The sequence below is a fragment of the Lysinibacillus sp. NPDC097279 genome, assembly GCF_044761745.1.
In the GTDB taxonomy this organism is placed as follows: domain Bacteria; phylum Bacillota; class Bacilli; order Bacillales_A; family Planococcaceae; genus Lysinibacillus.
In genome coordinates this window covers 1,577,317-1,591,308 of the sequence record NZ_JBIWDA010000001.1, presented here as the reverse complement: position 1 = coordinate 1,591,308, position 13,992 = coordinate 1,577,317, and the positions used below count along the sequence as shown (strand labels likewise).

Genomic DNA, 13,992 nt, shown 5'->3' with positions numbered 1-13,992 from the left:
TTGTTTGAGTGCCTGACACCAAACAAAATCTTGGTGGAGAAATTGTTTGAGTGCCTGACACTTTATATTAGATGATTCCGCGTTCTAAGCTGTTATTTTCAGATGCTGCTTTTTGTGGGAGAAGACTGACCACTATTGTAATGATTGCATTGATAATTAACATATATAAACCATTGTTAATGTCTAAAATAAATGATGGTAAATTAGGGAATAACGTTGCTATTGTTGTGCCTGTCGCTGCTGAAATTAAGGCGAAGGATATACCAACGACAATTCCAGCGATAGCACCTTGCTTCGTCACAAAGTTTGTCTTCAATAAACTAAAAATTAGAGCAGGGAAAAGCTGTATGATAAAGTTATAGCTAATTAATTGTAATACTACGAGTGCACCACTTGAGTTTAATGATAAGTATAGGCTAATTATCGCAGCAATAATTGCGAAATATCGGGCAATATTCATTTGCTTACGAGCTGAAGTATTTGGTTTTAATTGAACATAAATATTAGAAGTTATCATGGAACCAATTGTAATAAGCATTACTGAACATGGAACTAATGATGCCAATAATCCAGCGGCTCCAATTAATCCGACAACCCATGGGTCAAATGTTTGGAATACTAATTGAATTAATGCCAAATCACTTTCGGCACCTGATAGATTTGGGATTGTTAAGATTGCTGCTAATCCGATAAAGCAAGAAAATAGCTGCATTAATGAATACAGAGGCATTAAAATCGTATTTTTACGAAGTGCTTTGTCACTTTTCGCTGCATATGTTGATAAAAACGTATGCGGCCAAATATACACTCCTAATGCCATTAATATAATTGTAGAGATAAACCAAACAAGGCTTAGACCTGCATCTGGAAAGAACAACACATGTGGCTTCACTTCAGAAATATTTTTAATCATTGACCCAACACCATCATGATAATGGAACGGTAAATACAATCCTAAAAATAAAAGTACGCCAAATGTAAGAATATCCTTAATTAATGCTACGCGGGATGAACCGTGGAGCCCTGAAATTAATGTATAAATTACGACAATAATGCTCCCAATCCATATTGCTGTAGTAGAAGATATTACCCCGTAGGAGGCAACAGATACAATCAGCCCTAAACCTTTCAATGCCATTACAATCATTGGGACAATTGCCACTACACCTACAACTGTGATGAGTTTTCCTAAAAATGGACTCGTATATTTCTTCTCAAAAAAATCACCTTGCGACATTAAATTATGTTCTTTACTATACCGTCTGATTTTAGGTAATAGGAAATAGCCTAGTACGCAACCAATTGAAATATAAGTCATAATATAAAGCGTTGCAATGCCACTATTATAGGCTAGTCCCACTAATCCAGTTAGTGAGAATGCTGTAAAAAATTCACCCGCTAATAAAAAGAACGTTACGATGGCACCCATGCCACGTCCACCTAATGCCCATTCCTCCATATTCTCATTTTTACCTCGACCAGCTTTAATCGCCCAATACATACAGACGATGACAAACGAAATCATAATTGTAATAGAAATATTCATTCTACGCCCTCCTCATCATGCTGATCCAACTTATACATAACAAATGTTGTTAAGGAAGTTAGCACGACACATAAAACAATCCAAAACATCGAAAATGGGAGCCCTAATACATAAGGTTCAACACGATTCGTTAAAGGTACACCAACAAGAAAACCTAAGACTGGAATAAACGCTAGATAATATAATGGCTTCAAATTAATCAACCTCCTCAAGTGCTTTTTCTAATAGGGGATGTACAAACTGTTGTATACGATTTAACCCCTCTGCTAAATGTTGCATTGCACATGCATACGAAATACGGATATAGCCTTCTCCATATTCAGAAAATCCGTAGCCTGGTATAACGGCGACTTTCTCTTTTTCCACAAGCTGATGGACAAAATCATTTGAACTTAAACCTGTTTTTTCAATGGAAACAAATAAATAAAACGCACCATCTGGTTCAATTGCTTCTAAGCCCATGTCTGTAATACGTTGAAAAATAAAGTTCCGTCGTTTTTCATATTGTTGGCGCATTTCTTCGACTTCTGGTAAATCGTCATTTAATGCATTGATCGCAGCATATTGACTAACTGAATTTGCACATACACAGTTGAAGGCATGAACTTTAAACATTTCTTCTGTTATATAAGCAGGGGCTAATGTGTAGCCGATTCGCCAGCCTGTCATAGCATGGGACTTCGATAAACCGTTGATGACAATACATTGCTCTTTCATTGCTGGGAATGAAGCAATTGACGTATGTTTTAATCCATACGTTAGCTCACTATATATTTCATCTGAAATAATAAAAATATCTTTACCTTTTAATAGATTTGCTATTTCTTCTAATTCACGAGCCTCTAGCATAGTACCTGTAGGGTTTGATGGATACGGTAAAACAACACATTTTGTTTTTTCTGTTATGTTTTCTTCGATTAATTTTGCTGAGATTTTACAATTATTTTTCCGTGTATCAACAAATACAGGTGTTGCGTAGCACAAACGAATAAGTGGCTCATAACCAGGATAAATTGGTGCAGGTAAAATGACTTCATCACCAGGCTCTAAAATTGTACGAAAGGCAATATCTAACGCTTCACTTGCACCCATTGTAATTAAAATCTCATCTTCTGGATTGTAATTAAGGTTATAGCGTCTTTTGACAAAGTTAGCAGCAGCCTGTCGAAGCTCAAGTACACCTGCGTTATGTGTATAACCAGTTTTATGTGCATCAATAGCCTGTTTTCCTGCTTCTAAAATAGAGTGTGGTGTGACAAAATCTGGCTGTCCAATTGTCAGATTAATAATCGACGGGTCATTTGCCACCTTGTTTCCAATTTCGCGTATGGCCGAAATTTTAATGTCTTTAATCGTTTTATTAAGTAAATATTTCATCTTGCTCTCCTTTTCCTATCTCTATATTTGGGGACAGCTTAGTAATATGCAAAAAGCATGCCAATTCGAAAACGTTGATAAATCAATGTTTTCAATAAGTAATTTGACGAATTGATGCTTCGATTTAAAATCACTGAATCGTTTTCGATTCAAATTTGTATAACACATCATCATTAAATGCGATTGTATGTTTAAAAAGAGATTCCAAATGAGTCGTTTCCGAATCAAAAATGTAGTGAAACATCTATATTGACCTGTAAATAAGGATGATTATATTGTTAAAAAAATTATGGAGCGGCTCGTTTTGATAGATTATTTAACAAACTTTGATAGAATTGAATGTAATAATAGAGAATTTGGTGATTGGAATGGATAAATTAGCTCTTTTTCAAGATGAAAAGAATCAATTTTTTTTAGATATTATGAACACTATAAAGGACGGTATTTGGGTACTTGATAAAAATGGAACCGTAATTTGGGTAAATGATGCTGCGAAGCGGGGACTGTTTGATGTGGATGAAGTGGACTTAATCAATCAGAGTGTATTTGATATGGAAAAAAGGGGGTTATTTTCACCTTCCATTGCCCGTCTAGTGTTGAAGAATAAGCAGTTTGTCAACACAGTACAAGTTATAAAGAACAACCAGAAACTACTAGTATCGGGGGATTATATTACTGACGAAAATGGTGAAATAGAATTTATTGTTACCCATGCTCGCACGTTAAGTGAAGCATTTAATATGAATATGGAATTGGAAAAGGCAGAAGATCTTTTACAACGTTATAAAAACCAAATTCGGGAAATGATTAGGCATCAAAATAAAGAGCAAGAGCTAGAATCATTTGTTGGAAAAAGTAAAGCTTTTCACACAGCTCTTGAATGGCTTGAAAAAGTGGCAGATGTGGATACGACTGTTTTAATTACAGGGGAAACTGGCGTAGGGAAGAGTGCCTTTGCCCAAAAAATGCATCAATTGAGTAACCGCAGCGATAAGCCTTTTGTACACTTGAATTGTGGTGCAATTCCTGAGTCTTTAATTGAATCAGAGCTTTTCGGCTATAAGAAAGGTGCATTTACAGGAGCCAATAATAACGGGAAAATAGGGCTAATCGCTGCAGCAGAAAATGGCATTTTATTTCTTGATGAAATTAGTGAACTCCCATTGCAAATACAATCTAAATTACTTTTGTTCCTTCAAAATAAAACATATACACCGATTGGAGATACACAAGTCCATCAAGCAGACGTTCGAGTTATTGCTGGCTCAAATGCTAATCTTTTAGAAATGACAAAAGCTGGACAATTTCGGGCTGATTTATATTACCGCTTAAATATTTTGCCATTAACAATCCCTCCTTTAAGGGAACGTAGAGAAGATATCGTCCCTCTTTTGGACTTTTTCCTGAAAAAATATAATAATAAATATCAAAAAGACCGTAGCTTATCTGGTAAACTAACTAATATTTTATATAACTATGATTGGCCTGGAAATATTAGAGAATTAGAAAATCTATTGGAACGATTGGTCATAACAGCGCCTAATCAAGTAATTAATGAACAGAATCTTCCGAGTGACTTTCGTCGTGAAGAGACAGCTAATTTGCTGGATACATTACCTGAAGGTCAATCTTTAACGGAATACCTTAATCATATTGAAAAAGAAATCATTGAAAAAACGTATAATCAACTTCAAAGTACAAGAAAAACAGCTGCTAAGCTAGGCGTCACCCAAGCCTATATTGCAAGACGGTTCAAAAAGTATAATTTAAGCGTGACAGAAACGAAAAACTTAACTAGTGCGGAATAACGTTTAAAGAGGGGAAGTCAGAAAATCTCTATCTTTAAAATGAAGGATAAAGGAAGTGGGAAATTTATTTGAAAAGAACATTTTTTTATAGTTTTTATAGTTTAGCTTTTATTTTAATGCTAGTCATTCAATTATATAAACATAAATATCCCTGTCTTGAAGCATTGATGCATACCTTTATCTTTATAGCTACGATTATAATTTGCCATATTATATCTGGGAAAATAAATAAGACAACTTCGTGATGAGCAGTACCTAGTTGGGATTAAAAAGAAGTATTCAATAAAGGTGGCGTTTGGAGGAATAGAATGAGGGCTGAGCAAATTATAGCAAAAGCTATTTGTCTATTTAGAAATGACGATTTAATACTTGTCGCCGAAGGTTTCGATGAAGTAAAAGGGGAATTTTATTATCGGCCAATTGGTGGGAAAATTGAATTTGGAGAGACAAGTGCGGAAGCAATACAGAGAGAAGTACGTGAAGAAATAGAGGCAAATATCCAGAATCTAAACTATATAGGAACAATTGAAAACATATTTACATATAACGGTGACCTTGGGCACGAAGTAGTATTTGTATATGATGCTGAATTTGTAGACAAGTCCTTTTATGCTAACCCTTCTTTTTTTGGAAAAGAAGATAATGGTGCAACGTTCAAATTGCTATGGAAAGCAATTAGTGATTTTACAAATAATAAAATAACTTTAGTGCCAAACGGATTACTCAATTTGCTTTGAATGGCTACACTTTTTACTTTAAAGAAACAAATAATATATTTTTAAGTCGTTCGGATAGTCGGACGGCTTTTTTATAGGTGTATTTTTCACGCTTGTTTATTTTGTGGTCGTAAACTGCTACTTGTTTCAAAAACAAATGTCAAATTAATGTCCCTTCGCACATGAAATAGGCGTATATAGTGTGTAGAAAGGGGGTGTTACTGATGCAAAAAACGAATTTTTTAGGTGCAACACTTCGTCTAAAGTATATGGCGGGCCACAATGAAAAAAATGAGCCAAAGTTCGCAATCAAAACATACCGTAATGTCAATGGTACGCATACTACAGAAGCATTAGTAGCTGTAGCGAAAGCAATTGCGAGTCTTTCCTCACAGCCACTCGACGGTATTTTGAAGCAAGAAACTACAGAATTATCGTAATAACAGAAAATATAAGGAGGGATTACAATGGCAAAAGTATTAGAGTTACTATTTGAAACAGAGACGGGGAAGACGGCGGCGATTGCAATAGATGCACCGAAACCAAATGTTACACCTACTGAAATTCAACAAGTAATGCAAACTATTATTACGAACAATGTATTTGGTGGACAAGCTGGTGCTTTTGTGAGGATAAAGGGTGCTCGGCTCATTGATCGTCAAGTTTCAGAATTTGAACTAGGCATGAAATAATGATTGAAATGGTCTTTGCACTAAGCTGCAAAGACCATTTTTAAAAAGGGAACAAAATATCGAAAGGAGAAAGCACTATGGAACAATGGCTGAATATGGTCTCCAATATTGGCTTTCCAATACTCATATCGTTTTATTTATTACATCGTGTTGAAGTAAAGCTGGATGCAATACATGATGTGCTTGTTTCGATTAAGGAAAGATGATTTCACAAAATGATAATCAACATTTTCATAAAATAGTTGGATGTTGCTATGACATTTCTAATTACTATTAACAATAGGAACACAAAGAGAAAAAGTGTTAGATTATTCAATATCTAACACTTTTTTTGTAAAAATTGATGTTTGTTAAAATGATCGTTTTTTGTGAGCTTCACGTTAAGCTATGAGAGTCGTAGTTCCATTATTTAAGTTGGGGTGCATTCTTTTTAATTAAGTTTACAATATCTTTTGTGGATATATTTTCTTGCTCATTTTTCGAGTATATATCTAATAAATATACTTGATTACTACTCGTAATTAAATAAATGATAACTCGAAATCCACCAGACTTACCTTGCTTCGCACTTGTATTTGGCATTCTTTTTTTGAAAATTTTAAACTTTTTCATATGATTTTCATATTTTACGCCTACACCCTGGATGGGCTCCCCTAATTCAGCATTTACTTCAATTTCATCAATTAATGCTTCAAAATCATCCACTATTTTAGGGTAGCGCTTTAGTAATCGCTTAAACTCCTTTTCAAATGTAGGCGTTGTGTTAACTCTATACTTCATGACTAATTCTCTTCACGTAAATCTTTTAAAAAAGAACGTGCTGATTTTTTAGGTAATACTTTTCGTTCAATTAAATCAACTTCTTGAATTGCATTAGAAATTGGATGACTTCTAGTAGAGGGAATGGATTTAATCGAGATTATTTTTCTTGTTTCAGCTGTTGTCATATCTTTTTCCTCCTTATCACACACTACACTCACCGCCTTATTTTAATCCCTATATATATTAAGCAAAGACGGTGTGCAATCCTTTAAATAAATCATAGCAAATTCCATCAATCAATCAAGTTTTTCGATATATGAATTGAGATTTTACTATAATTCGGTAAACTATTTTGCTAGATTTCCACTTAATATGTCACATATATTTATTGATGACAGAATTAATTTGAAAGTGTCAATATTTCTAATTGCATGTTGTTTTACATAGCGTTGAAGTAAAGCTGGATGCAATACATGATGTGCTTGTTTCGATTAAAGAAAGATGATTTCACAAAGATGTAAGAAAGCTGTCACGTCAGGTAGTTGTCAACGCTTACACCATTCGATAAGATGGGGGTAATGTTGGTAGGGAGTGTGTGAAGATGAAAAATAAGGTAATAGGATTCGTGTTACTATTAGCGTTAGTTACAGTACTGAGTGCATGTGGAAATGTGAAGTTTAAAGCTGATTATAGTTATGAAATACAAGATTTTGACCATGTCAATCAGCGTGGAGAAAATGTGTCACTTGAAAGTTTAAAAGGCAAACCTTGGTTAGGCATGTATATTTTCACGAATTGTAATTCAGTTTGTCCACCAATGACGTTTAACATGACACAAATACAAGAAAAGCTCATGAAAAAAGGAATAGAGGATTACAATCTTGTCGCTTTTTCAGTAGATCCTGAAGTTGATACACCTGAAGTGCTCGCTGACTATTTAGCGAGATATACAGTGCCTGACGAATCGAAATGGAATCTTCTTACGGGGTATTCTCAGTCATATATTGAGCAATTTGCCGTAAAATCCACAAAATTACTCGTAAAGGATGACCCAAATTCAGATCAAGTTATCCACGGTATCCAATTTTTCTTAGTCGATAAAGAAGGTATCCTCGTAAAACAATATGACGGCTATGCGAAGGACGCAGCAGATGTACCAATCGATACTATCGTGGGTGATTTAGAAACATATATAGATGAAAACTTATAACAAAAAGAAAGCTAGTGCGGGTATAGCACTAGCTTTTTTTGCACACCTTATTATATTTTCAACGGAATCTTCATTTTAACGACCGTTCCCCAACCTTTTTTACTTAGAATAGTAAGCCCCCCATGATCTCCAAAGGCGACAAGAAGTCGCTTATGTGTATTACTTAACCCAATATGACTGTATTGCTCATTTTGCTGAAGACGCTCACGTACCAGTTGTAGCTGACTTCGTTCCATCCCTTTTCCATTATCGATAACGGCTAATGTCATCAAATCAGCCTGAACGGTCAATTTAATTTTAATATGACAAAGAAGCTTTTTATGTTTCCCGTGCTCAATGGCGTTTTCAATTAATGGCTGTATCGTCAACTTTTTCACTTTGAATGGCATAATATCATCATCATATTCCCATAGAACGTGAAATTGATTTTGATGACGTGCTTTCAAAATATCAATATAGTGCTTCGTGTATTTAATTTCCTCCATTATAGGGACCATACTTGATTCATCGTCAAGTGAGTAGCGAAGAATTGTCGCTAAATTATCTATCATATCATTTAACTCATTTGGTTTTCCCGTTAATGAGATGGCACGCCAATTTAATGTTTCTAAAGTATTAAATAAAAAATGCGGATTCAGTTGTGATTGGAGGGCGGCTAGCTCTAACGTTTGCTCCTTATATTTTTTCTCCGCTAGCTTTCTTTTTAATGTATTTTGCTCCGTAAAATTGAGTAAAACTTTATGTGTAATGAGACTATACACATCATTAACAGGAATTGAAATGTCAGGTAATACACCGCCCTGTTCAACAGATTGAAAAATTGCTAATATCTTTCGCATATGGACTGTTGCTTTTCGCGTTATCCAAAAGGCATAAATAACACTTCCGATGATGCAAATTGCTGAAAGAAATAAAACAAGTTTTAACAGTTTCTTTGGCACTTGGTAAAGACTCGTTTTAGGATTGATCGATAAAAATGTCCAGTCATATTTTGATGACTCCATTTTAGAGATGACGTATGGCTTGCCATCAATTGTCATATCAAAAAATGTATTGGGATTAGATGTCAGCCTTTGTATGATTCGGTTGCCTAGTTCATAATTTTGTTCGTTAAAAATAATATTATTTTTATTGTCCACAATGACTAAATTGCGTCCTACTGTTGTTGACAGTGATGCGAGCTGTTGCTGCAAATAGTCTGCTTTAATATTTAAGACAAGCACACCATTATTTTTAGGGATAGTGCGATACATCGTAATAATATTTAAAGGTGTATCCATTTGGTTATTCGTTATACGTTTAATAGTTCTTGATTCAGCCCAAGTTTCCTCATAGCCGAGGTGCGTTACAAAGCTATGATACCAATTAAAATCGAGTGTATTTCGTAATTCGACTAAACCAGTTGTAGTTGTCGATAAATACTTTCCAGAGTCGTTCTTTACATAGATGTATATCGAATGAATATATTCTCTAGCCTCTTTTGGTGCATCAATAAAGTTTTTTAATGTGACAAGGTCCGTATAGTCCTGGTGGGTAAGTGATGGCTTATCCATAAGCTGCTGCAAGTTATCAAATTGATTTGTACTTGAAATAATATAGCTGTTTAATGAATCGAGCTCATAAAAGATAAGCTCGATATTTTCCTTTGTTTGCGTTAAAAGATCTGTATTGCGATCAATAATATCCTGTAATACATATTGTTGAATTAAAAAAATGGATAATGCGCCTAATACAATAAGTGGAATAAGCATTGGGATTAATAAGCTAATTAAATTTTTCAAAAAATAGGTACGTATGTAATGATTAGTCAATGTGAAGACCACACTCCTCGTTTCGGTATTCACGAGGTGTTTTACCAAAATATTTTCGGAATGTACGAGTGAAATTTTTAGCATTGCTATATCCTGTCAATTCACTAATTTCGTAAATTTTATAGTCAGGATTTTTTAAAAAGATTGCTGCCTTTTCCATTTTAACTTCGACGACAAAATCTGAGAAATTGCGGCCTGTTTTTTCCTTGAAATATTTACTTATGTAGACTGGATTTAAATGAACAAGCTGTGATGCGCCTTCAAGAGAAGCATGTTGATAATGCTCGTTCACATAATTGAATATCGTTTCAATGACCTTATCATGATTAAAGTCTGTTTTAAACGTTACATATTTTTCGTCGAGCTGTGCTTTAATTTTTGTAAAAACTGTCACAAGCTCACTGTATTTTGTCGGTTTCGTTATATAGTTTTTTACACCATATTGGATAGCTTGCTGTGCATAATCAAAATCTTTATAGCCACTTAAAAACACGACATGAATTGGCGATTTTTGTTCATCGAGTTGTTGCGCAATTTCAATACCTGTTAGTTCTGGCATCCGTATATCCGTAAGTAACACGTCAACATGATGATTTGAAATAAAAGCTAAAGCCTCTATCCCGTTCTCAACAACACCAACTATTTCAAAACCAATTTCTTCCCATGGAAAATAACTGCTTAAGCCATTCCGAATTTCAAATTCATCGTCAGCAATTAATAATTTATACATAGTACATCATCACCTTTAAAATAATTAGAAATATTAAAATATTTACATTTTATCATACTCTATTTAGAAAGTTTATGAATCTAAAATGTTGAAAATTGATACTTTAAACAAGTGTAAGGGACTAACATATTAAAAAAAGATACTATTATGTCTAATAAAAGCCCTTTTTTCAACAATATTATTACTGTTTAATTAAAAGTATATTAATTATTTAGCAATTTAGTAATTTCAGATAATTGATATGTGACAAAATATGCAAGGGGATAATGAACGAGGGGGAGTCTTTAATTAAGTAGAAAAATGACCAAATATATAATGGAAAATAAAAGTTGAGTAATACCGATGAAAAAGCAAATGACATCGAATTTGCAGGAAGGATGATAGCAATGATCCAAGTGAACAATTTAAAAAAATCCTTTGGCTCTTTACAAGTTTTAAAAGGAGTAGATTTACAAATACAGCAAGGGGATGTTGTTGTATTAATTGGCGCGAGTGGTTCAGGAAAAAGCACGTTGTTACGTTGTTTAAATTTCTTAGAGTTATATGACGAAGGGCATATCAGTATAGAAGGACAAGCCATACATGCGACTAAAACGGATTTAAATAAAGTTCGAGCTGAGGTAGGTATGGTGTTCCAGCATTTTAATCTTTTCCCTCATCGGACAGTTCTTGAAAACATCATCGAAGCACCGATCTTTGTAAAAAAGCAGTCAAAAGAAACAGCAACCGCTTATGCATATGATTTACTTGAAAAAGTAGGGTTACGAGATAAAGCGACAATGTACCCTGATAGTTTATCGGGCGGTCAAAAGCAGCGAGTAGCTATTGCACGTGCATTAGCGATGGAGCCAAAAGTGATGTTGTTTGATGAACCAACCTCTGCATTAGATCCAGAGTTAGTTGGGGAAGTATTACAAGTTATGAAGCAACTTGCTAATGACGGCATGACAATGGTTATTGTGACGCATGAAATGGGATTTGCGCGTGAAGTTGGAAATCATATCGTCTTTTTAGAAGATGGACAAATTTTAGAAGAAGGTCATCCTGACACTTTTTTTGATAACCCAAAAAATGAACGAACAAAACAATTTTTAAACAGAATTTTACACATAGGGGGTAATAAACATGAAGCAATTCAAGCTTAAAGCATTATTAGCAACCTTAACATTAGGGGTAGGACTTTTAGTTGGTTGTAGTTCAAATGAAGATCCAAAAAAAGCGGCATCGTCAGGCACTGAACAAGAGGAATTTGTTTATGCCATGAGTGGAATATATAAGCCATTTAATTATAAAGAGAATGGCGAGTTAGTTGGATTTGACGTAGAACTCGGAGAAGCATTAGCTGAAAAAATGGGCATGAAACCTGTCCCGATGACTTTCCCCTTCGAATCAATTATTCAAGGTCTACTAGATGATAAATTTGATGCGATTTTAGGGAGTATGACCGTCACGGAGGAGCGTTTAAAGGTTGTGAGCTTTACGGACACTTACTATCGTTCAGGCTCACAACTGTTTGTAGCTGAAAATAATACGACAATTACATCAGGAGCAGATGCAGAGGGCAAAGTAATTGGTGCCGTGCCTGCTACAAATTATGAAACGGATGCGTTAAAATTAACGGCCAAAGAAAATGTCATTACATATCCACAAGGGGATGTGGCTGCATTGATGGATATAAAGACAGGCCGTTTAGATGCGGTTGTGGCAGATAATATTTTTGCGCAGCTTGCCATTGATGAAGCGAAAATACCAGTGAAAGCTGTTGGGGATTTATTAGCAGTGAATGAGCAAGCAATTGCTGTGAATAAAAACAATGAGGAATTAAAAGAAAAGCTAAATATAGCGTTAGCACAACTTATTGCGGATGGAACATATGCAAAAATCAGTGAAAAGTGGTTTGGTTTTAACTTAATGGACGAAAGAGTTAGTAAATGAGCAACGGGGGAAGCTTTCCTCCGTTTCCTTACAACAATGAAGACAACAGAGTGGGTGAATAGATGTTAGAGATTTTTCAATCGAATTATAAAATGCTTTTTGATGCACTATGGGTAACACTTTCAGTAACGGTTTGTTCATTAGTATTAGGTAGTATCGTCGGGTTAATTATCGCCTTTTTTAATATGTCTAAAATAAAAGTACTGAAATATTTTGCGGCAGTGTATTTAGCGATAATCCGTGGTACACCGATGATTGTTCAAATTTTTATATTATATTTTGGTATTTCTTCGTTCCTTACGCTGCCTTCCTTTTGGGCGGGTGTATTGGCTTTAGCTGTCCATAACGGTGCGTATATTTCTGAAATTTTTCGAGGCGCAATTCAGTCAATCGATCGTGGTCAAATGGAAGCGGCTCGTTCATTGGGAATGTCTCCAACATTGGGGATGCGTCGAGTTATTTTACCACAAGCTATGCGTAGAGCAATTCCGCCACTAGGCAATCAATTCATTATATTACTGAAGGAATCGGCACTAGTTGCTTATATTGGGATGTCGGATTTATGGAGTACGACATTAGCCATTGCGGGTGCAAACTATCGTCCATTAGAAACATATATGGTGACAGGTGCCTTCTATTTAATATTAGTTTTAGCATTTACGTTTATTTTCAATAGAATGGAGAAGCATTTGAATTTACAGACGCGTCATTAAAGGGAAACTGCAGCAACGACTACGTTACAGTGCCTGACACCGAAAAAAATTGGCAATATTCAAAATTGTTTGGGTGACAGGCACTTGTTATAATATGATTGCACCAGCTACAAATAAGGGGAGGTAGTTTTGTATGAGCATGGGTGAAACATATTTACACGTTGTTCTAGAGAGATTTAAATCAGTCAAGGCGGATGGTGATAAAACAATTGCACAATTAGACATTGAGCAATTGCATTGGGCTTTTAATGAGGAGTCAAATAGTATTGCAGTCATTGTCAAACATGTTAGTGGAAACATGATTTCAAGATGGACAGACTTTTTATTAACTGATGGCGAGAAAACGACAAGGAATCGTGATGATGAATTTATTGATAGCATTGAGTCTAAAAAAGAGTTAATAGCGATTTGGGAAAAGGGCTGGCAAGTATTTTTGAATGCTTTGGAGAGTTTAACAACAGAAGATTTGTTGACCAACGTCACAATAAGAGGACAGCAGCATACAGTGATAGATGCTATTGAAAGACAGATGGCACATTATGCTTCGCATGTCGGGCAAATTGTCTATGTAGGTAAGCAAATAAAAGGAAATGAGTGGAATACATTGAGTATTCCAAGAGGGCAATCGCGGGCATTCACAGAAGCAATGATAAAAAAGGGATAGCTCAACTGGCAAAATTATTATTGATAGA

Annotated in this window: 17 protein-coding genes; 10 read left to right on the top strand and 7 right to left on the bottom strand. The window is 35.0% G+C overall.

Annotated features, from left to right (window positions below; translation table 11 throughout):
* Positions 1–67 precede the first annotated feature (67 nt).
* Genes ACIQ1H_RS08005 through ACIQ1H_RS07995 form a run of 3 tightly spaced genes read right to left on the bottom strand, consistent with a single transcriptional unit; the run spans position 68 to position 2,923 of the window.
* Positions 68–1,546, bottom strand: coding sequence for a sodium:solute symporter family protein (locus ACIQ1H_RS08005; RefSeq protein ID WP_402887897.1), 1,479 nt, complete (start codon positions 1,544–1,546; stop codon positions 68–70).
* Positions 1,543–1,740 (bottom strand): DUF3311 domain-containing protein, encoded by a 198-nt coding sequence (locus tag ACIQ1H_RS08000; RefSeq protein ID WP_172771174.1) that lies wholly within the window; start codon positions 1,738–1,740, stop codon positions 1,543–1,545. Before ACIQ1H_RS08000 ends, ACIQ1H_RS08005 begins: the two co-directional genes overlap by 4 nt.
* Position 1,741: 1 nt before the next feature.
* On the bottom strand, positions 1,742–2,923 hold the full coding sequence (locus ACIQ1H_RS07995) for an aminotransferase A (RefSeq protein WP_402887894.1): 1,182 nt from the start codon (positions 2,921–2,923) through the stop codon (positions 1,742–1,744).
* 368 nt (positions 2,924–3,291) lie between these two features.
* On the opposite strand from ACIQ1H_RS07995, the gene ACIQ1H_RS07990 reads away from it, so the two are divergent.
* From ACIQ1H_RS07990 to ACIQ1H_RS07970, 5 genes are all read left to right on the top strand, one after another.
* Complete coding sequence (locus ACIQ1H_RS07990; RefSeq protein ID WP_402887892.1) at positions 3,292–4,731, top strand: sigma-54 interaction domain-containing protein; 1,440 nt, start codon at positions 3,292–3,294, stop codon at positions 4,729–4,731.
* Positions 4,732–5,039: 308 nt separating this feature from the next.
* Positions 5,040–5,468, top strand: a complete 429-nt coding sequence (locus ACIQ1H_RS07985) for an NUDIX hydrolase (RefSeq protein WP_402887890.1) — start codon at positions 5,040–5,042, stop codon at positions 5,466–5,468.
* Positions 5,469–5,671: 203 nt separating this feature from the next.
* Entirely contained in the window at positions 5,672–5,887 is a 216-nt protein-coding gene (locus ACIQ1H_RS07980) for a DUF1659 domain-containing protein (protein WP_402887888.1), read from the top strand.
* Between the two features lie 27 nt (positions 5,888–5,914).
* Positions 5,915–6,139, top strand: coding sequence for a DUF2922 domain-containing protein (locus ACIQ1H_RS07975; RefSeq protein ID WP_402887886.1), 225 nt, complete (start codon positions 5,915–5,917; stop codon positions 6,137–6,139).
* Positions 6,140–6,216: 77 nt separating this feature from the next.
* The gene (locus tag ACIQ1H_RS07970; protein ID WP_337981502.1) at positions 6,217–6,345 is read left to right on the top strand and encodes a YvrJ family protein; all 129 of its coding nucleotides are present in this window, start codon (positions 6,217–6,219) and stop codon (positions 6,343–6,345) included.
* Between the two features lie 199 nt (positions 6,346–6,544).
* Here ACIQ1H_RS07970 and ACIQ1H_RS07965 read toward each other — a convergent pair whose 3' ends face one another.
* Both ACIQ1H_RS07965 and ACIQ1H_RS07960 read right to left on the bottom strand, forming a co-directional pair.
* Positions 6,545–6,919: a type II toxin-antitoxin system RelE/ParE family toxin gene (locus tag ACIQ1H_RS07965; RefSeq protein WP_402887884.1), complete on the bottom strand. Its 375-nt coding sequence runs from the start codon at positions 6,917–6,919 to the stop codon at positions 6,545–6,547.
* A 2-nt stretch (positions 6,920–6,921) separates the two neighbouring features.
* On the bottom strand, positions 6,922–7,086 hold the full coding sequence (locus tag ACIQ1H_RS07960; protein WP_402887882.1) for a hypothetical protein: 165 nt from the start codon (positions 7,084–7,086) through the stop codon (positions 6,922–6,924).
* Positions 7,087–7,502: 416 nt separating this feature from the next.
* Here ACIQ1H_RS07960 and ACIQ1H_RS07955 point away from each other — a divergent pair, with 416 nt between their 5' ends.
* Positions 7,503–8,111, top strand: a complete 609-nt coding sequence (locus ACIQ1H_RS07955) for an SCO family protein (protein ID WP_402887880.1) — start codon at positions 7,503–7,505, stop codon at positions 8,109–8,111.
* Between the two features lie 50 nt (positions 8,112–8,161).
* On the opposite strand, the gene ACIQ1H_RS07950 is transcribed toward ACIQ1H_RS07955, so the two are convergent.
* Both ACIQ1H_RS07950 and ACIQ1H_RS07945 read right to left on the bottom strand, forming a co-directional pair.
* Positions 8,162–9,922 (bottom strand): cache domain-containing sensor histidine kinase, encoded by a 1,761-nt coding sequence (locus ACIQ1H_RS07950; RefSeq protein WP_402887878.1) that lies wholly within the window; start codon positions 9,920–9,922, stop codon positions 8,162–8,164.
* A complete protein-coding gene (locus tag ACIQ1H_RS07945) occupies positions 9,915–10,652 on the bottom strand; it encodes a response regulator transcription factor (protein ID WP_402887876.1) in 738 nt (245 codons plus the stop codon). Before ACIQ1H_RS07945 ends, ACIQ1H_RS07950 begins: the two co-directional genes overlap by 8 nt.
* 386 nt (positions 10,653–11,038) lie before the next feature.
* Between ACIQ1H_RS07945 and ACIQ1H_RS07940 the strand changes: the two genes are divergently transcribed.
* The 4 genes from ACIQ1H_RS07940 (at position 11,039) to ACIQ1H_RS07925 (ending at position 13,964) form a co-directional block, all read left to right on the top strand.
* On the top strand, positions 11,039–11,797 hold the full coding sequence (locus ACIQ1H_RS07940; RefSeq protein ID WP_402888574.1) for an amino acid ABC transporter ATP-binding protein: 759 nt from the start codon (positions 11,039–11,041) through the stop codon (positions 11,795–11,797).
* Positions 11,778–12,587, top strand: a complete 810-nt coding sequence (locus ACIQ1H_RS07935; RefSeq protein ID WP_402887874.1) for a transporter substrate-binding domain-containing protein — start codon at positions 11,778–11,780, stop codon at positions 12,585–12,587. The genes ACIQ1H_RS07940 and ACIQ1H_RS07935 overlap by 20 nt, the downstream gene beginning before the upstream one ends.
* A 62-nt stretch (positions 12,588–12,649) precedes the next feature.
* Positions 12,650–13,300 (top strand): amino acid ABC transporter permease, encoded by a 651-nt coding sequence (locus ACIQ1H_RS07930; protein WP_402887872.1) that lies wholly within the window; start codon positions 12,650–12,652, stop codon positions 13,298–13,300.
* Positions 13,301–13,433: 133 nt separating this feature from the next.
* The gene (locus ACIQ1H_RS07925; protein ID WP_402887870.1) at positions 13,434–13,964 is read left to right on the top strand and encodes a DUF1572 family protein; all 531 of its coding nucleotides are present in this window, start codon (positions 13,434–13,436) and stop codon (positions 13,962–13,964) included.
* The last annotated feature ends 28 nt before the right edge of the window (positions 13,965–13,992 follow it).